Origin of the sequence: Streptomyces sp. AB3(2024) (genome assembly GCF_041862025.1) — a bacterium.
Classification (GTDB): domain Bacteria; phylum Actinomycetota; class Actinomycetes; order Streptomycetales; family Streptomycetaceae; genus Streptomyces.
Window position 1 is genome coordinate 72,610 of sequence record NZ_JBGWAB010000019.1, and the last position, 16,606, is coordinate 89,215.

Here is a 16,606-nt window from a genome sequence, read left to right on the forward strand (position 1 = left end):
GGCGGCGATCCTCGCCCGGCGGGGGCCGGCGGACAACCGAATTACCCCCGGGAACGGGGGAAGGGGCCCGGGTGCGCTGTGCACCCGGGCCCCTTCCCCGTGTCCTGCGGCGGAGCCGCCCCGCCTAAGCCGCTCACGTCGTGCGACGGCGCCGCGCGCCCGGGCGGCGTTCGCTCGGGCGGGAGACCGTTTCTCCGGCCTCCTTCGCGGCCTCGCGACGGGCCTCGCCGTACGCGGCGAGGGCCTCCGCCAGCTTGCCCACGCTCGGCTCCGGCGACAGCACGTCCACGCGCAGGCCGTGCTCCTCCGCCGTCTTGGCGGTGGCCGGCCCGATGCAGGCGATGACGGTCACGTTGTGCGGCTTGCCCGCGATGCCGACCAGGTTGCGGACGGTGCTCGACGAGGTGAAGAGCACGGCGTCGAAGCCGCCGCCCTTGATCGCCTCACGGGTGTCGGCCGGCGGCGGCGACGCGCGCACGGTCCGGTAGGCCGTGACGTCGTCGACCTCCCAGCCCAGCTCGATCAGCCCGGCCACCAGGGTCTCGGTGGCGATGTCGGCGCGCGGCAGGAAGACGCGGTCGATCGGGTCGAAGACCGGGTCGTACGGCGGCCAGTCCTCCAGCAGCCCGGCGGCCGACTGCTCGCCGCTCGGCACCAGGTCCGGCTTCACGCCGAACTCGACCAGCGCGGCGGCGGTCTGCTCGCCGACGGCGGCGACCTTGATGCCCGCGAAGGCGCGCGCGTCGAGCCCGTACTCCTCGAACTTCTCCCGCACCGCCTTGACCGCGTTGACGGAGGTGAAGGCGATCCACTCGTAGCGGCCGGTGACCAGGCCCTTGACCGCCCGCTCCATCTGCTGCGGGGTGCGCGGCGGCTCCACGGCGATGGTCGGCACCTCGTGCGGCACCGCGCCGTAGGAACGCAGCTGGTCGGAGAGCGAAGCGGCCTGCTCCTTGGTGCGCGGTACGAGGACCCGCCAGCCGAACAGCGGCTTCGACTCGAACCAGGCCAGCTCCTCGCGCCGCGCGGCGGCGCCCTGCTCACCGACCACGGCTATGACGGGCCGCGCGCCCTCGGGGGAGGGGAGCACCTTGCCCTGCTTGAACACCTGGGCGATGGTGCCCAGGGTCGCGCTCCAGGTCCGCTGGCGGGTCGTCGTACCGCCCACGGTCACCGTCAGCGGGGTCTCCGGCTTGCGGCCGGCCGACACCAGCTCGGCTGCTGCGGAGGAGACGGTCTCCAGGGTCGCGGAGACGACGACGCTGCACTCGCTGGTGCCCACCTCGCTCCAGCAGCGCTGCGAGGCGTGCCGGGCGTCGACGAAGCGGACGTCGGCGCCCTGCTCGCCGCGCAGCGGCACGCCCGCGTAGGCGGGCACGCCGACGGCGGTGGCGACACCGGGCACCACCTCGAAGGGGATCCCCGCGTGGGCGCAGGCCAGCATCTCCGAGGCGGCGTTCCCGTCGAGCCCCGGGTCGCCGGTGACGGCACGGACGACCCGCCTGCCGGAGCGCGCGGCCTCCATGACAAGATTGGCGGCGTCGCGGATCACCGGGACCCCGGCGGCGGCTGACAGTTCGTCAGCGACCGTCAGCTGCGGCGTGTCGACGCCCGCGCGCGCGTGGGTCCGTACGACGTCGAGCACTTCTGGCTCGGCGATCAGTACGTCCGCGGCGACGAGCGCCTCCACGGCGCGCAGCGTCAGCAGACCCGGGTCGCCGGGGCCGGCACCGAGGAAGGTGACGAGCCCGTGCGCGGCGACGGCCGGAAAAGCGGAGGTGGTGGGGCTTGAGGGGTTCAAAGGGATCGCTCCCCCATCAGACCGGCCGCGCCCTTGGCCAGCATCTCGTCCGCGAGTTCGCGGCCGAGCGCCATGGCCTCGTCGTACGACTGGGGCACGGGACCGGTGGTGGACAGCTGCACCAGCGTGGTTCCGTCGAGGGTTCCGACGACACCGCGCAGGCGCATTTCATTGACAATCTCCCCGTCGGCCAGAAGGTCGGCGAGTGCGCCCACGGGGGCGCTGCAGCCGGCCTCCAGGGCGGCGAGCAGGACCCGCTCCGCGGTGACGGCGGCCCGGGTGTGCGGGTCGTCGAGCTCACCGAGTGCGGCGACGAGCTCCGTCTCGGACGCGAGGCACTCCACGGCCAGGGCACCCTGGCCGGGCGCGGGCAGCATGTTGTCGACCGACAGCAGGTCGGTCGCCTCGTCGCCACGGCCGATCCGGTTCAGTCCGGCGGCGGCGAGCACGACGGCGTCGAGCTCCCCGTCGCGCACGAACCCGATGCGGGTGTCGACGTTGCCGCGGATCGCGACGGTCTCGATGCGCTTGCCCAGGCTGCGGGCGTACGCGTGCAGCTGCGCGGTCCGGCGCGGCGAGCCGGTGCCCACGCGGGCGCCGTCGGGCAGCTGCTCGAAGGTCAGGCCGTCCCGTGCCACGAGCGCGTCGCGCGGGTCCTCCCGCTTCGGCATGGCCGCGATGACCAGCTCGTCGGGCTGCGTGGTCGGCAGGTCCTTCAGCGAGTGCACGGCGAAGTCGACCTCGCCGCGGACCAGTGCGTCTCGCAGCGCGGTGACGAACACCCCGGTGCCGCCGATCTGGGCGAGGTTCTCGCGGGACACGTCACCGTAGGTCGTGATCTCCACGAGCTCCACCGGGCGGCCGGTGACCGCCCGGACCGCCTCGGCGACGTGCCCGGACTGGGACATGGCCAGCTTGCTGCGCCGCGTGCCGAGCCTGAGGGGCTGGTCGGGACGTGTGTTCATGATGCCCGTCCTGGGTCGTCATCGTTCTTCGGATCGGCCGCGTCCGCCCGGCTGACGGATTCCACCGTCTGAGGGTCGAGGTCGAAGAGTTCGCGCAGCGCTTCGGCGTACCCGGCGCCGCCGGGTTCGCTCGCGAGCTGCTTGACGCGCACGGTCGGCGCGTGGAGGAGCTTGTCGACGACGCGGCGCACGGTCTGGGTGACCTCGGCCCGCTGCCGCTCGTCGAGGTCGGGTACCCGCCCGTCGAGCCGTGCCACCTCCATGGCGACGACCTCGGCGGCCATCGCCCGCAGGGCGACGACGGTGGGGGTGATGTGCGCGGCGCGCTGGGCGGCGCCGAAGGCGGCCACCTCGTCCGCGACGATCGTGCGCACGGCGTCGACGTCGGCCGCCATCGGGGCGTCGGCCGAGGCCTCGGCGAGGCTCTCGATGTCGACGAGGCGCACCCCGGGGATCCGGTGCACGGCGGCGTCGATGTCGCGGGGCATGGCCAGGTCGAGCAGCGCGAGCCGCACGGCCGTGCCGTCGACGCTGCTGCGGACCGTCCGGCGGGGCTGCCGCTGCGCGGCGGCCTCGCCCTGGTCGGCCCAGGTGCCGTGCAGTTCGAGGGAGGTGGCGTCGACCCCGGTCAGCGCGGAGCGTCCGTCTCCGGCGGGGGTGTCCGGGCCGAGGGGGCAGCCGTCCGGCTCGGTGGTGGCCGGCGCCGGCACGATGGTCCGCGCGGCCCCGGCGTCGGCGAGCCGGCGCCCGGCCTCGGCGGCGGCGACCAGCCGTGCCACGACCTCGGCGTCGGCCACGGCCACCCGGGGGGCGGCGCCGGTCTCGGGGAGCGGCGGGGCGGGAATGGGCCCGGCGGGGCCGGCCTCCACCGCGTGCGCCACGTCGTCGCCGGTCAGGACCAGCCCGGTCGCGCCCGTACAGGAGACGACCACGTCAACACGTGTCAGTTCGTCGGTGACGGCGCCCATCGTCACGGCCCGCGCCGCGACACCGGTGCCCGAGGCAACCAGAATCCCGGCGAGACGTTCCGCCCGCTCCGCGGTCCGGTTGGCCACGACGATCTCGGCGACGCCCACCCGCGCGAGCGTCGCGGCGGCCAGCGAGGACATCGACCCGGCGCCGATCACCAGGGCCCGCTTGCCCGCGGCCCACTCCCCGACGGGGGCCGCGTGCCCGGCGAGCTGCTCCAGCCCGAAGGTCACCAGCGACTGTCCGGCCCGGTCGATTCCGGTCTCGGAGTGCGCCCGCTTGCCGACGCGCAGCGCCTGCTGGAAGAGGTCGTTGATCAGCCGGCCGGCCGTGTGGAGCTCCTGGCCCAGCGCGAGCGCGTCCTTGATCTGGCCGAGGATCTGGCCCTCTCCGACGACCATCGAGTCCAGCCCGCACGCCACCGAGAACAGGTGGTGCACCGCCCGGTCCTCGTAGTGCACGTACAGGTAAGGGGTGAGCTCCTCCAGCGCGACCCCGCTGTGCTGGGCCAGCAGCGTGGACAGCTCGGCGACACCGGCGTGGAACTTGTCCACGTCGGCGTACAGCTCGATCCGGTTGCAGGTGGCGAGCACGGTGGCCTCGGCCGCCGGCTCGGCGGCCAGCGTGTCGTGCAGCAGCTTGACCTTGGCGTCGGCGGACAGTGAGGCCCGCTCCAGGACGCTCACGGGCGCGCTGCGGTGGCTGAGGCCCACGACGAGCAGACTCATGCCGGCATCACCGCCGGGACGTCACCCTCGGGTCCGCCCTTGCGGGTGGCCGCGGCGGACCGCCCGGCCGGCGGCTCGACGGCGGCGGCGGGCGCGGCGCCCGTACCCGTACCGGCGTCGGCGCCCGTGCCCGCGGCGGCCGCTTCCTCACCGGCCTTGCGCTGCTCGTGGAAGGCCAGGATCTGGAGCTCGATCGACAGGTCGACCTTGCGGACGTCCACGCCGTCGGGCACGGACAGCACGGTCGGCGCGAAGTTCAGGATGGAGGTGACCCCGGCGGCGATGAGCCGCTCGCTCACCTGCTGCGCGGCGCCGGCCGGGGTCGCGATGACCCCGATCGAGACGCCGTTCTCCTCGATGATCTTCTCCAGGTCATCGGTGTGCTGGACGGGCATGCCGGCGACCGGCTTCCCGGCCATCGCGGGGTCGGCGTCGATCAGCGCGGCCACGCGGAACCCACGGGAGGCGAAACCGCCGTAGTTGGCGAGCGCGGCGCCGAGGTTGCCGATGCCGACGATGACGACCGGCCAGTCCTGGGTCAGGCCGAGTTCGCGGGAGATCTGGTAGACGAGGTACTCGACGTCGTAGCCGACGCCCCGGGTCCCGTAGGAACCGAGGTACGAGAAGTCCTTGCGCAGCTTCGCCGAGTTGACCCCGGCGGCGGTCGCGAGCTCTTCGGAGGACACCGTGGGCACCGATCGCTCGGAGAGCGCGGTGAGGGCGCGCAGGTACAGCGGAAGCCGGGCGACAGTGGCCTCGGGAATACCTCGGCTGCGGGTCGCCGGTCGGTGAGTTCGGCCAGTTGCCACGATGCTCCTGCGGGATGAGCGGGGCTGCAGGCGGCCACTTGTCCCAGGACCGCCCCGTCGAATGCAGGCTATGTCTTTGTGAACGCGTGCACAAAGATTGTGTCCGCTTTGTCCGAGCAAAGTGACCGGGGTCACGCGGGTTGGGCAGGGAAGGCCGGAACCGGGAACGGGCCGAACCCGTTCAAATCCCGAGGGGGGCAAAGCGGTACACACTCCTCATCAATACGCCCCCGAGTCCCCATAAATCGCCCATGATGGTAACCGCCGAAGCGGTCAGGCTCCCAATGCCCGTCGCAGCCGGTCTGGGTTCACCCTCCAGAAGGTGTGTTGCTCGCCGTCGATCAGCACCACCGGAATCTGCTCCCAGTGCAGCCGGTAGAGCTCCTCGTCCTGCGAGATGTCCTTCTTCTCCCACTGTGCGCCCGTCTCGGCGCAGATCGATTCGATGACCTCCTGGGCGTCGTCACACAGATGGCACCCCGGCTTCCCGATGAGCGTGACCATCCGCTCCCCGGGACGCTTCTTTTCCTTACGGCGCAGCAAAGGACTCATGTCCTCATTGTCCCGCGCCGCGCCGCGGTGCCCGAAGAGTTAACCGCTCCGTTTCCCGGCGGTTCGGGAACTCCCGAACACAGTGGCTATGCTCGCGTCATGGCCGCTCTGGGATGGCTCACCCCCCGTAGGCGCTCCGCGACCGCGCGGAGCGTGCTGGCAGGCGAGGCCTCGGCCGAGGCCGCCCGCAAGACCGCGCAGGCCGAAGCCCCACCTCATACGACACCGCCGCAGGACGAGGCCGGACAGGCCCTCCCGGCGGCCTCCATCGCGCCCGCGACGGACGTCCCGGAGACCGCCCCCGAGCCGGAGTTCCCCGTTCCGGGCGACGACCTGGCCGCCGCCTTCTTCGACCTCGACAACACCGTCATGCAGGGCGCCGCGATCTTCCACTTCGGCCGCGGCCTCTACAAGCGCGAGTTCTTCCGCCGCCGCGAACTGGCCCGCTTCGCCTGGCAGCAGGCCTGGTTCCGGCTCGCCGGGGTCGAGGACCCCGACCACATGCAGGACGCCCGCGACAGCGCCCTGTCCATCGTCAAGGGCCACCGGGTCTCGGAGCTGATGTCCATCGGCGAGGAGATCTACGACGAGTACATGGCCGAGCGGATCTGGCCCGGCACCCGCGCCCTCGCCCAGGCCCACCTCGACGCCGGCCAGAAGGTGTGGCTGGTCACCGCCGCGCCCGTGGAGACGGCCACGATCATCGCCCGCCGCCTGGGCCTGACCGGAGCCCTGGGCACCGTCGCGGAGTCCGTGGACGGCGTGTACACCGGCCGCCTGGTCGGCGAGCCCCTGCACGGCCCCGCCAAGGCCGAGGCGGTGCGCGCGCTGGCCGCCGCCGAGGACCTGGACCTCGCCCGCTGCGCCGCGTACAGCGATTCGCACAACGACATCCCGATGCTGTCGCTGGTCGGACATCCGTACGCGATCAATCCCGACACAAAACTGCGCAAGCACGCCCAGGCCAACGACTGGCGGCTGCGCGACTATCGGACCGGCCGCAAGGCCGTGAAGGTCGGCGTCCCGGCCGCGGCCGGAGTCGGCGCGATCGCAGGTGGCGCGGCCGCCGCCATCGCCCTGCACCGCCGCCGCAAGTAGCGACACCGGGCCCCGGCCCGGCCACGGGCCCCGCCGCGCCCAACCGCCCACCCCTGCCCGCGCCGTCGGCGCGGCACTCCGGCCTGCCCGGGTCGGTCGCGAGCCAGCGCGGAAGCGTCCATTCCGCGCACCCATCCGATCAAGAACCGATCACCAACCAGGCCTGAATATGCCCTGGACACGCAACAGAAGTGTCGGAACCGGTGATTTCAGCAACTGGGTGTAGCGCTGCCTGTACGAAGCGTTATTCTCCTCAAACGCATGCCACCGCCCATCTGTCGCCACGACGGGTGAACGGTCCCGCACTGCACGTGATGGAAGCTCTGCCTCTGGGAGTCCCGTGTACCCACCTGTCGGGGTTGACGCCTCGGGCCTGGCTACGCTGCGCGCAACGGTCCTCGACCACCTGCGCGGCTTCGTCCCCACCGCGTACGCCGTCCCCGCCCTCGCCGCCGCGGTCCCTGCCGGCCTCGGCCCGGCCGGTCCTTGCTACGCCCTGACCGACGGCGGGGCGACGGTGGGCAGACGAGGTCGGACGGGCGCGAGCCCCGCCGGCACCGCAGCCACCGGCGCGCCCGCCGCCCGCCGCCCCACCGCGGACAGCGACCAGGCCCGCATGATGGACCTGGTCGAACGCGCCCAGGCCGGCGAGGCCGAGGCCTTCGGCCGCCTCTACGACCAGTACAGCGACACGGTGTACCGCTACATCTACTACCGCGTCGGGGGCAAGGCGACCGCGGAGGACCTCACCAGTGAGACCTTCCTGCGCGCGCTGCGCCGCATCTCCACCTTCACCTGGCAGGGCCGCGACTTCGGCGCCTGGCTGGTGACCATCGCGCGGAACCTGGTGGCGGACCACTTCAAGTCCAGCCGCTTCCGCCTGGAGGTCACCACCGGCGAGATGCTCGACGCCAACGAGGTCGAGCGCAGCCCCGAGGACTCCGTACTGGAGTCCCTATCCAACGCGGCCCTGCTCGAAGCCGTGCGGAAACTGAACCCCCAGCAGCAGGAGTGCGTGACCCTGCGCTTCCTGCAGGGCCTCTCGGTCGCCGAGACGGCCCGGGTGATGGGGAAGAACGAGGGCGCCATCAAGACGCTCCAGTACCGGGCGGTCCGCACCCTGGCCCGCCTGCTCCCGGACGACGCCCGCTGACCCGCTCCCCCGCACCGCACCCCCGTCCCCACACCTCCCCCACGCCCGGCGGACCACCGATCCCCTCCGCCGGACCCCGCAGTAACGACAACCTGACGTCTACTCCCGGTGACCCCTCGATGACGCTGTGGTCCGATCATCCTTCGTCCGTAACCCAAGTGCCGCGCCGCTCGTTGTGCGGGATGCAGGCTCCCTGTGGACACGCCCTGCCCGAAGCCACTCACCCGAAAGTGTGGATGTGCTCAAGGAAGGCAACCTTCCGGACAGCTTGGGGAGTCGATCGTCATGACGAGAGGAGGTGCCGCCAGTGATCGCGAACGTTACTCCGCACCGGCGGGCGAACGCCTTCGCCCAGGCCCTGGAGGATCGGACCACGTCCGACCTTTCGGAACCGGACCCGGCGGCCGAGCAGTCCGAGGCACCTGCCGAACCTGCCGACCACGACCGGTTGCTGGCCCTGGCGAGCGCGCTCGGCGAAAGAATGCCGCGCCCGGTGCTGGACCCCGAGGTCAAAGTGGTGCAACGAGCCCAGCTCGTCGCCGCCATGGAGGCCATGGTGATGGAGGAGAGGGCCGGGGGCGGTGCCGCCGAGAACCCTCTGCTGCCCGAGCAGCGGACCGGCCGCGGCGCCCACCGGGCGACCTCGCTCCGGAAATTGCGGCCCCGCTCCCGCTGGTCCAAGGGCATCGCAGCGGGGGGCCTCACCGTGGGTGTGGCCGCAGGGGCCTTCAGCGGAGTGGCCGCTGCCAGCACCGACGCCCTGCCCGGTGACTCCCTCTACCCCGTCAAGCGGGGCATGGAGGACCTGAAGCTGGGCATGGCCGACGAGGACGCGGACCGGGGCGAGCTCTACCTGGACCAGGCCTCGAACCGGCTGTCGGAAGCACGTCGGCTCATGGAGCGCGGCCGATCGGGCCCGCTGGACCACGAGGTGCTGGGCGCGATCCGCCGGGCCCTCGCGGGCATGAAGCACGACGCCGCCGAAGGCCACCGGCTGCTCCAGGCGGCGTACGAACGGGACGGATCGCTCGGCCCGATCCAGACGCTGTCCTCGTTCTCCCGCTCGCACCGCGACGCGTGGGGCAGGCTCCGGGACAAGCTCCCGGCGCAGCTCAACGACGTCGGGGGCGAGGTCGAATCGGTGTTCCAGGCCATAGACGAAGACGTGGCGCCGCTCCAGGGACTGCTCCCCAAGCCCCCGGAACAGACGCGCGGCTCGGGCGCGCCCGCCAAACAGCCCAGCAGTCCGGCGGCGGGCAAGCAGCAGACCCCGCCGCAACCGGGTGCCCCCTCCCAGGCGGCGCCCCAGGCCACCCCCAGCCCCTCCGGCAGCCGGCCCCCGGCTGCCGGCGCGGGCGGCCTCCTGGGCGGCGCCGGCGACCTGCTCCACCCCCCGGCCCCGGGCCAGTCCACCCCGCCCTCCTCGGCGACCCCGGACCAGCCGAAGCCGGACATCACCCTCCCGCCGCTCCTCCCGGGCCTCCTCCCGGGCCTGGGCCTCAACGCGGAGGACGCCGGCCAGTAGCCGACGCGACAGCGGGGGCCGCGCACCGCGCGACCCCCGCTTCGTCCTGCCACCGTTCAAACGCGCCGGCTCAGAAGAACACCGAACGCCGCTGCACCAGCAGCTTGTACAGGGTGTGCTGGATCTGCTCCCGGACCTGGTCCGTGAGGTTGAACATCAGCATCGGGTCCTCCGCCGCCTCGGGCGCGTACCCGTCCGTCGGGATCGGCTCCCCGAACTGGATCGTCCACTTCGTCGGCAGCGGCACCGCGCCCAGCGGCCCCAGCCACGGGAACGTCGGCGTCACCGGGAAGTACGGCAGCCCCAGCAACCGCGCCAGCGTCTTCGCGTTGCCGATCATCGGATAGATCTCCTCCGCGCCCACGATCGAGCAGGGCACGATCGGAGTACCCGCCCTCAGCGCCGTGGAGACGAAACCGCCCCGCCCGAACCGCTGGAGCTTGTACCGCTCGCCGAACGGCTTCCCTACCCCCTTGAAGCCCTCCGGCATCACCCCGACCAGCTCCCCGGCCTCCAGGAGCCGCTGCGCGTCCTCCGCGCAGGCCAGCGTGTGCCCGGCCTTGCGGGCGACCTCGTTCACCACCGGCAGCATGAAGACCAGGTCCGCCGCCAGCAGCCGCAGGTGCCGCTCGGCGGGATGCCGGTCGTGCACGGCCACCTGGAGCATCAGCCCGTCCAGCGGGACCGTCCCCGAGTGGTTCGCCACGATCAGCGCACCACCCTCCTTGGGGATGTTCTCGATGCCCTTGACCTCCACCCGGAAGTACTTGTCGTACAGCGGCCGCAGCAGGGACATCAGGACCTGGTCCGTCAGTTCCTTGTCGTAGCCGAAGTCGTCGACCTCGTACTCCCCGGTGATCCGTCGCCGCAGGAACGCCAGCCCGCCCGCGATCCGCCGGTCCCAGCCGTCACCGGCCCCCGCCGCAACCGGCTCGGGGCCGGACCCGACGGCGGACTCCACCGGCTCCACCGACTCCAACGGCTCCGCCGGATCGGGCACCGCCCGTACCTTCCGGACCGCGCCGCGCCGGCGCGGCCGGTCCTCGTCGAACGGGATGACCTTCGCGTCCGCCACTATCGCTTCGCTCCCTCGTCCACACCGGCACCCACATCCAGGCCCTCCACCTTCAGCACGGCCGCCGCCCGCCGCACGGCCCGGTCCACCCGCTCCGGAGGCAGGAGCCCGCCCCCGCGGCTGCGCGCGAAGTCGGCGAAGGTCTCCACGGTCGTGTACATCGGCCGGAACCCCAGGGTGTCCCGCATCTGCGAGGTCTCCACGACCCGGCCGTGGGTCAGCAGCCGGATCTGCTCCGGGGAGAAGTCCGTCACCCCGACCGCGCGCAGCGCCGACCCCACCCACGTCACCGCGGGCAGCAGCAGGGGCACCGTAGGCCGCCCCAGCCTCCGTGAGCACTGCGACAGCAGCAGCACCCCGTCCCCCGCGATGTTGAACGTGCCGCTGTTCAGCGTCCCCCGCCGCGGCTCCCCCGCGGCCAGCCGGAGCACTTCCACCACGTCGTCCTCGTGGACGAACTGCAGCCTCGGGTCGTAGCCCAGCACCGTCGGCATCACCGGCATCGAGAAGTACTCCGCCAGCGCCGAATCCGCGAACGGCCCCAGGATGTTCGCGAAGCGCAGCACGCACACGGCCACGTCCGGCCGCCGGCGCGCGAAGCCCCGTACGTATCCCTCGACCTCCGCCGCGTCCTTCGCGAAGCCGGCGCTCGGCAGGGACTTCGGCTGGGTGGTCTCGGTGAAGACGGCCGGATCCCGGGAGGTGCCCCCGTACACACTGGTGCTCGACTTCACCACGAGCCGTCGTACCGTCGGCGACTTCTGGCAGGCCCCGAGGAGCTGCATCGTCCCGATGACGTTCGTTTCCTTGACGGCGCTGCGCCCGCCCGGGGCGCCCGCGGCGCCGCCCGTGACGGCCAGGTGGACCACCGTGTCCACGGCGTGCTCGGCGAGCACGCGGGCGATGGCCGACTGCCTGATGTCCGTCCGCACGAACTCGGCCGAGCCGAGCCGGTGCGGCGGGCTCACCGCGTCGACCGCGATGACCCGTTCCACCTCCGGGTCGCGCTGGATGCGCCGTACGAAGCGGCCTCCCAGCTGCCGTGCAGCCCCGGTGACGAGCACGACCTTGCCCACGAGCTCAGCGCCTCCCTCGAAGAAGTACCCCGGCTGCACCGCAGCCCCTCCACCAAGGATGGTGGAGGGGCTGCGGAGAACACGTACAGCTGCCGTTTACTTCTTGTTACGGCGCTGGACGCGGGTGCGCTTGAGCAGCTTGCGGTGCTTCTTCTTAGCCATCCGCTTGCGCCGCTTCTTGATAACAGAGCCCACGACTACCCTCGCTCACTTCTCGGAACATCCCCGCCTTGACGGGGATCGGTGCGGGGCGTCTGGGCCCACACGACCTACGTCGGCCTAGCCTACCCGCCCGGAGTCCAGGCTTGTAATCCGAGCCCTCCGCAGATCTTCCCGAGCCTCAGTCTCAGGCCGACTCCACCCCCACATAGGACTCCCGGAGGTACTCGTGAACCGCGTTCTCGGGGACCCGGAAGGACCGGCCCACCCGGATTGCGGGCAGATGACCGTTGTGCACCAAGCGGTACACGGTCATCTTCGACACTCGCATCACCGAGGCGACCTCCGCCACGGTCAGGAACTGAACCTCACTGAGAGGCCTCTCGCCAGCAGCCATGACACACCTTGACCTTCCGCGCAGTGACGGGCACCGGCTTCCCCTCCGGTTACTCCTCGTCGTCGCACGCTCACTCCCCAGAGTAGGGGCGTGTGATACGAGTGGGGAAGAGGAGCTACGGCCACTCCTGACGCACCGACAGCCGCGCACGGCGCAGCACGTACCGGGCGAGCGGACCGTAGTGCTCCGAGCGCACCCCGTCATCAAGCGGAACGCTCACCGCGACCCGCCCCTCGGCCTCCCCGACGAACAACGCGGGATCATCCGCATCGGCCAGCCCGATCGCATCCACACCGAGCTGACCTGCACCGCAGACCCACCCGTGATCCCCCACCACCAGTTCCGGCAGCGGCCCCCCGGCCTCCGCCAGCGCCCCGAGGGCGATCCGAACCGGCAGCGGCGAATGGGAGTGCACGCCGGTCGCACTCCCGGCCCGCCGCGCGCCGGGTTCCCGCACCAGTGCGACTCCCCGTACGTAATCGATCCGGTACGGGCGTACGCCGAACCGGGTCGCCATGTCGACACCGACCCCCTGCGCCGGGGTGAGGACATCACATCCCGCCGCCGACAGCGCCCCGGCCAAAGCAGCGTAGAAGCCCAGGAGGCGGTGCGGATGCCCCGTGCCGAACAGCACGGGTGACCGCGCCCCGGCCGCCGCGCCCAAGCGCTCCGCGAAGGCCCCCAGGGCCGCCACCGTCAGCTCCGGGTCGATCACGTCCGGCCCGCTGACGTGCGCCGGATCCGCCGAGACCCCGCACTTGGCCGCCATCAGCCGCAGCAGCTCGCCCTCACCCCAGGCCCGCTCCGGGTCCAGCCCCAACAGCACCCGCGGATCCCCCGCCGCGAACAGCCGGTAACGACGCAGGCTCGACTCCCTCGACGTGGCGACGGGCCCGGCCAGCCGGGCTGCCAGCAGATGCGCACGCAACGCGCCGGTGCTCAACACCCTCCGATGCTGTCGCACCCCATCTGGCGCTTCATCAGTTCCGGCGAACCGCCCCACAGTTGGCGTAACGATGCATCGTCACACGAGCATCCCGCGCAGCGGGAACACCGCCCGGCGCGTCGCCAGAACGGCCTGATCCGTCGCGTCCGCTGGATCGTAACCGGCATCCCACTCCCGCCACTGCGCGTCACGGCCGTCCGTCATCCGCGCCGGCCCCGGCTGCCGCGTCCGCGCGTACACCTGGTCGAGCCACTCCTGCGGAACCGCCGCCGCCGGGTCCACCGGCCGGTGCGCCGCGATCCCCACCAGGTGCGTCCACGACCGCGGTACGACGTCCACCACCGCGTACCCGCCGCCGCCCAGCGCCAGCCACCGCCCGCCCGCGTACTCGTGCGCCAGCCGGTGGCAGGCCTCCTGCACCGCCCGCTGCGCGTCCAGCGACACCGCCAAGTGGGCGAGCGGGTCCTCGAAGTGCGTGTCGGCCCCGTGCTGGGTCACCAGCACCTGCGGCCGGAAGTCCGCCAGCAGCTCCGGCACCGTCGCGTGGAAGGCCCGCAGCCAGCCCTCGTCACCCGTCCCGGCGGGCAGCGCCACGTTCACCGCGGACCCCTCGGCCGCCGCGCCGCCCGTCTCCTGCGGCCAGCCCGTCTGCGGGAACAGCGTCCGCGGATGCTCGTGCAGCGACACCGTCAGGACCCGCGGATCGTCCCAGAACGCCGTCTGCACGCCGTCCCCGTGATGGACGTCCACGTCGACGTACGCCACCCGTTCGGCCCCCAGCTCCAGCAGCCGCGCGACGGCCAGGGCCGCGTCGTTGTACACGCAGAACCCGGCGGCCCCACCCGGCATCGCGTGGTGCAGCCCGCCCGCGAAGTTCACCGCGTGCTCCGCCTCACCGGCCCAGAGCGCCTCCGCCCCCGCCACCGACTGCCCCGCGATCAGCGCCGAGGCCTCGTGCATCCCCGGGAACGCCGGATCGTCCACCGTCCCGAGCCCGTACGAACCGTCGGCCACCCCCGGGTCGGCCGACACCTCGCGCACCGCGGCCACGTAGTCCTCGCGGTGCACCAGCCGCAGCGTCGAATCGCCGGCCGCCGGGGCCGCCCGCACCTCCATCGCCCGGTCCAGCCCGAAGGCGCGCACCAGGCCCATGGTCAGCGCCAGGCGCACCGGGTCCATCGGATGGCTCGGTCCGAAGTCATACCTCGTTACCGCCTCGTCCCACATCAACAGCCCGGTCACCGGCTCGCCGCTCATGCCCGACACCGTATCGGGCCCGTTCCGGACCGAACGAGCGGGCCTGGGAGAGCGTGACCAGCACGAGCACCATCGGAACGAGCATCGCCCCCCGGTAGCTCCAGGCGTCCCCGATCCCGCCGACGAGCGGCGAACCGATCAGGAAACCCACGTAGTTGAAGATGTTCAGCCGCGCGACGGCCGTGTCCGAAGCCCCCGGGAAGAGCCGCCCCGCGGCGGCGAAGGTCTGCGGCACGATCACGCACAGCCCGATGCCCAGCAGCGTGAACCCGAGCATCCCCGTCCACGCCCCGGGCGCGGCGGCCACCACCGCGAACCCGCCGGCCGCCACCACCGTCCCGCTCCGCACCACGGCCACCGCCCCGAACCGGCGCACCCCGAGGTCGCCCACGGCCCGCCCGATCAGGGTCGTCACCATGTACACGTTGTACGGGACCGTCGCCAGCTGCTCCGAGCTGCCCAGCACGTCCTGGAGGTACTTGGCACTCCAGTTCGCCACCGTAGAGTCCCCGATGTACGCGCACGCCATCACCAGGCACAGCGGCAGCAGCAGCTTCCCGCCCCCGGCCGGCCACCCCTCGGCCGCCTCCCCGGCCCCGCCGGCCGTCGCGTCCACGTAGAACCGGCTGCCCGCCAGCACCAACGGCAGCAGCACCAGCACGGCCGGCAGGTACCCGGTGAACAGCGCCAGGTGCCAGTGCGCGCCCGCCCAGGCCGCCGAGGCCCCCAGGATCCCGCCGAGGCTGTACGCGGCGTGGAACCCGAGCATGATGCTGCGTCCGTACGCCCGCTGGAGGCTCACCCCCAGCATGTTCATCGAGGCGTCCAGTGCCCCGACCGCCAGCCCGAACACCCCCAGGGCCACCGCGACGTGCCACATCCGGGTACCGGCCCCGACGCCGAGCAGCGCCAGCAGCACGACGGGCTGGGCCCACCGCAGCACCGTGCTCGGCGCGATCCGCTTCACCAGGTGCTCGGTGGCGACGCTGGAGACGCCGGCGAGGATCGGCACGGCGGCGAGGAAGGCGGGCAGCAGCCCGTCGGATATCCCGTACTGGCCCTGGATGGCCGGGATCCGGGTCACCAGCAGGGCGAAGGCGACGCCCTGCGCGAAGAAGCCGAACCCGAGCGCGCCCCGCCCGCGCCGCAGCCGCACGTCAACTGTCATGGCGGCACAGCGTAGGCCCCCCGTTTACCGGTGGGTAGAGAGATCACACACCCAATCCGAGCAGGGCGGCGAGCTCCTTCATCTCGCCGAAGTAGCCGGTGGCCCCGGGGAGGGCGGCGGCGGGGGACATCGAGGTGTAGGCGAGGACGTCCATCCCCGCGGCCCGTGCGGCCTCCACCCCGAGCGGACTGTCCTCGACCACCACGCACCGCGCGGCCTCGACGCCCATCATGTCGGCGGCGTGCAGGAACAGGTCCGGCGCCGGCTTGCCCCGCCCCACGTCCTCCGCACTGAAGATCCACTCTTCCTCGAACCACTCCCCCAGGCCCGCGCTGCGGTGTCCGACCCGGATCCGCTCGTGGGTCCCGGAGGAGGCCAGGCAGTACGGCACCCCTTGCGCGGACAGCTCGGCCAGCACCTCGGTGACCCCGGGGACGGGCTTCAGCTCCCGCGCGAACCCGGCGGAGATCCGTTCCTGCAGGGTGTGGTCGAACTCCTCGGGCAGCCGCTGCCCGGTCCGTTCGAAGACCAGGTCGTGCACCCGGTGCACCGCCGCTCCCATGTAGTCCCGCAGGGACTCTTCATAGGTGGTGGGGTGCCCGATCTCCGTCAGATACGCGGACAGGATGGAGTTGGCGAGCGGCTCGCTGTCCACGAGGACGCCGTCGTTGTCGAAGATGACCAGCTCATAGCCCATCCACCCAGCGTACGAGCGACCGGCGCGGGTTCCCGGCAACCCCGTGCGGGTAAACGGTGGAACCGACGGTTGACCCACCCCCGGCCGGCCCGGGGCGAACGGGTGGATCGGCCGGTAAATGCCCGTAAACGCAGAAAAGCCCCGCACCATAAGGTGCGGGGCTTTCCCACAATGATTGTTCGGCGGCGTCCTACTCTCCCACAGGGTCCCCCCTGCAGTACCATCGGCGCT

The 16,606-nt window shown here is 72.3% G+C and carries 16 protein-coding genes; 3 read left to right on the forward strand and 13 right to left on the reverse strand.

All coding sequences use genetic code 11. From position 1 onward, the window contains the following. Positions 1–133 precede the first annotated feature (133 nt). The 5 genes from ACEPPI_RS11255 to ACEPPI_RS11275 all read right to left on the reverse strand — a co-directional run bounded on the left by ACEPPI_RS11255 (position 134) and on the right by ACEPPI_RS11275 (position 5,824). Positions 134–1,801: a uroporphyrinogen-III synthase gene (locus ACEPPI_RS11255; protein WP_373915083.1), complete on the reverse strand. Its 1,668-nt coding sequence runs from the start codon at positions 1,799–1,801 to the stop codon at positions 134–136. Further along, positions 1,798–2,766, reverse strand: a complete 969-nt coding sequence (gene hemC, locus ACEPPI_RS11260; protein WP_373915084.1) for a hydroxymethylbilane synthase — start codon at positions 2,764–2,766, stop codon at positions 1,798–1,800. The genes ACEPPI_RS11255 and hemC overlap by 4 nt, the downstream gene beginning before the upstream one ends. Beyond that, positions 2,763–4,463, reverse strand: a complete 1,701-nt coding sequence (locus ACEPPI_RS11265) for a glutamyl-tRNA reductase (protein WP_373915085.1) — start codon at positions 4,461–4,463, stop codon at positions 2,763–2,765. The genes hemC and ACEPPI_RS11265 overlap by 4 nt, the downstream gene beginning before the upstream one ends. Then, the gene (locus tag ACEPPI_RS11270; protein ID WP_373915086.1) at positions 4,460–5,272 is read right to left on the reverse strand and encodes a redox-sensing transcriptional repressor Rex; all 813 of its coding nucleotides are present in this window, start codon (positions 5,270–5,272) and stop codon (positions 4,460–4,462) included. The genes ACEPPI_RS11265 and ACEPPI_RS11270 overlap by 4 nt, the downstream gene beginning before the upstream one ends. Before the next feature lie 273 nt (positions 5,273–5,545). Next, positions 5,546–5,824, reverse strand: coding sequence for a glutaredoxin family protein (locus tag ACEPPI_RS11275; protein WP_030232201.1), 279 nt, complete (start codon positions 5,822–5,824; stop codon positions 5,546–5,548). A gap of 99 nt (positions 5,825–5,923) precedes the next feature. On the opposite strand from ACEPPI_RS11275, the gene ACEPPI_RS11280 reads away from it, so the two are divergent. From ACEPPI_RS11280 to ACEPPI_RS11290, 3 genes are all read left to right on the forward strand, one after another. Continuing rightward, positions 5,924–6,922 carry an HAD-IB family hydrolase gene (locus tag ACEPPI_RS11280; protein WP_373915087.1) on the forward strand — a complete coding sequence of 333 codons (999 nt, stop codon included), beginning with the start codon at positions 5,924–5,926 and terminating at the stop codon, positions 6,920–6,922. Between the two features lie 340 nt (positions 6,923–7,262). Then, positions 7,263–8,075, forward strand: coding sequence for an ECF subfamily RNA polymerase sigma factor, BldN family (locus ACEPPI_RS11285; RefSeq protein WP_373915088.1), 813 nt, complete (start codon positions 7,263–7,265; stop codon positions 8,073–8,075). Between the two features lie 307 nt (positions 8,076–8,382). Then, on the forward strand, positions 8,383–9,600 hold the full coding sequence (locus ACEPPI_RS11290; RefSeq protein ID WP_373915089.1) for a DUF5667 domain-containing protein: 1,218 nt from the start codon (positions 8,383–8,385) through the stop codon (positions 9,598–9,600). Between the two features lie 70 nt (positions 9,601–9,670). On the opposite strand, the gene ACEPPI_RS11295 is transcribed toward ACEPPI_RS11290, so the two are convergent. From ACEPPI_RS11295 to ACEPPI_RS11330, 8 genes are all read right to left on the reverse strand, one after another. Continuing rightward, a complete protein-coding gene (locus tag ACEPPI_RS11295; protein WP_373915090.1) occupies positions 9,671–10,675 on the reverse strand; it encodes a lysophospholipid acyltransferase family protein in 1,005 nt (334 codons plus the stop codon). Continuing rightward, positions 10,675–11,751: an NAD-dependent epimerase/dehydratase family protein gene (locus ACEPPI_RS11300; RefSeq protein ID WP_373915098.1), complete on the reverse strand. Its 1,077-nt coding sequence runs from the start codon at positions 11,749–11,751 to the stop codon at positions 10,675–10,677. Before ACEPPI_RS11300 ends, ACEPPI_RS11295 begins: the two co-directional genes overlap by 1 nt. Before the next feature lie 96 nt (positions 11,752–11,847). Continuing rightward, entirely contained in the window at positions 11,848–11,946 is a 99-nt protein-coding gene (locus tag ACEPPI_RS11305) for a 30S ribosomal protein bS22 (protein ID WP_003948845.1), read from the reverse strand. A 151-nt stretch (positions 11,947–12,097) separates the two neighbouring features. After that, entirely contained in the window at positions 12,098–12,307 is a 210-nt protein-coding gene (locus tag ACEPPI_RS11310; RefSeq protein WP_008738568.1) for a helix-turn-helix domain-containing protein, read from the reverse strand. A gap of 115 nt (positions 12,308–12,422) precedes the next feature. Then, entirely contained in the window at positions 12,423–13,253 is an 831-nt protein-coding gene (locus ACEPPI_RS11315; protein ID WP_373915091.1) for a phosphatase, read from the reverse strand. Positions 13,254–13,331: 78 nt separating this feature from the next. Then, positions 13,332–14,480 (reverse strand): acetoin utilization protein AcuC, encoded by a 1,149-nt coding sequence (locus tag ACEPPI_RS11320; protein WP_373915099.1) that lies wholly within the window; start codon positions 14,478–14,480, stop codon positions 13,332–13,334. Beyond that, the gene (locus tag ACEPPI_RS11325; RefSeq protein ID WP_373915092.1) at positions 14,452–15,678 is read right to left on the reverse strand and encodes an MFS transporter; all 1,227 of its coding nucleotides are present in this window, start codon (positions 15,676–15,678) and stop codon (positions 14,452–14,454) included. Before ACEPPI_RS11325 ends, ACEPPI_RS11320 begins: the two co-directional genes overlap by 29 nt. Before the next feature lie 43 nt (positions 15,679–15,721). Then, entirely contained in the window at positions 15,722–16,375 is a 654-nt protein-coding gene (locus ACEPPI_RS11330; RefSeq protein WP_373915093.1) for an HAD family hydrolase, read from the reverse strand. Positions 16,376–16,606 lie beyond the last annotated feature (231 nt).

Bases quoted from the DNA above. Each gene is read 5' to 3' on its own strand.
- ACEPPI_RS11330 (WP_373915093.1), bottom strand. From the start codon at position 16,375: ATGGGCTATGAGCTGGTCATCTTCGACAACGACGGCGTCCTCGTGGAC.
- ACEPPI_RS11265 (WP_373915085.1), bottom strand. From the start codon at position 4,463: ATGAGTCTGCTCGTCGTGGGCCTCAGCCACCGCAGCGCGCCCGTGAGC.
- ACEPPI_RS11275 (WP_030232201.1), bottom strand. From the start codon at position 5,824: ATGAGTCCTTTGCTGCGCCGTAAGGAAAAGAAGCGTCCCGGGGAGCGG.
- ACEPPI_RS11280 (WP_373915087.1), top strand. From the start codon at position 5,924: ATGGCCGCTCTGGGATGGCTCACCCCCCGTAGGCGCTCCGCGACCGCG.
- ACEPPI_RS11325 (WP_373915092.1), bottom strand. From the start codon at position 15,678: ATGACAGTTGACGTGCGGCTGCGGCGCGGGCGGGGCGCGCTCGGGTTC.
- hemC (WP_373915084.1), bottom strand. From the start codon at position 2,766: ATGAACACACGTCCCGACCAGCCCCTCAGGCTCGGCACGCGGCGCAGC.
- ACEPPI_RS11310 (WP_008738568.1), bottom strand. From the start codon at position 12,307: ATGGCTGCTGGCGAGAGGCCTCTCAGTGAGGTTCAGTTCCTGACCGTG.
- ACEPPI_RS11320 (WP_373915099.1), bottom strand. From the start codon at position 14,480: ATGTGGGACGAGGCGGTAACGAGGTATGACTTCGGACCGAGCCATCCG.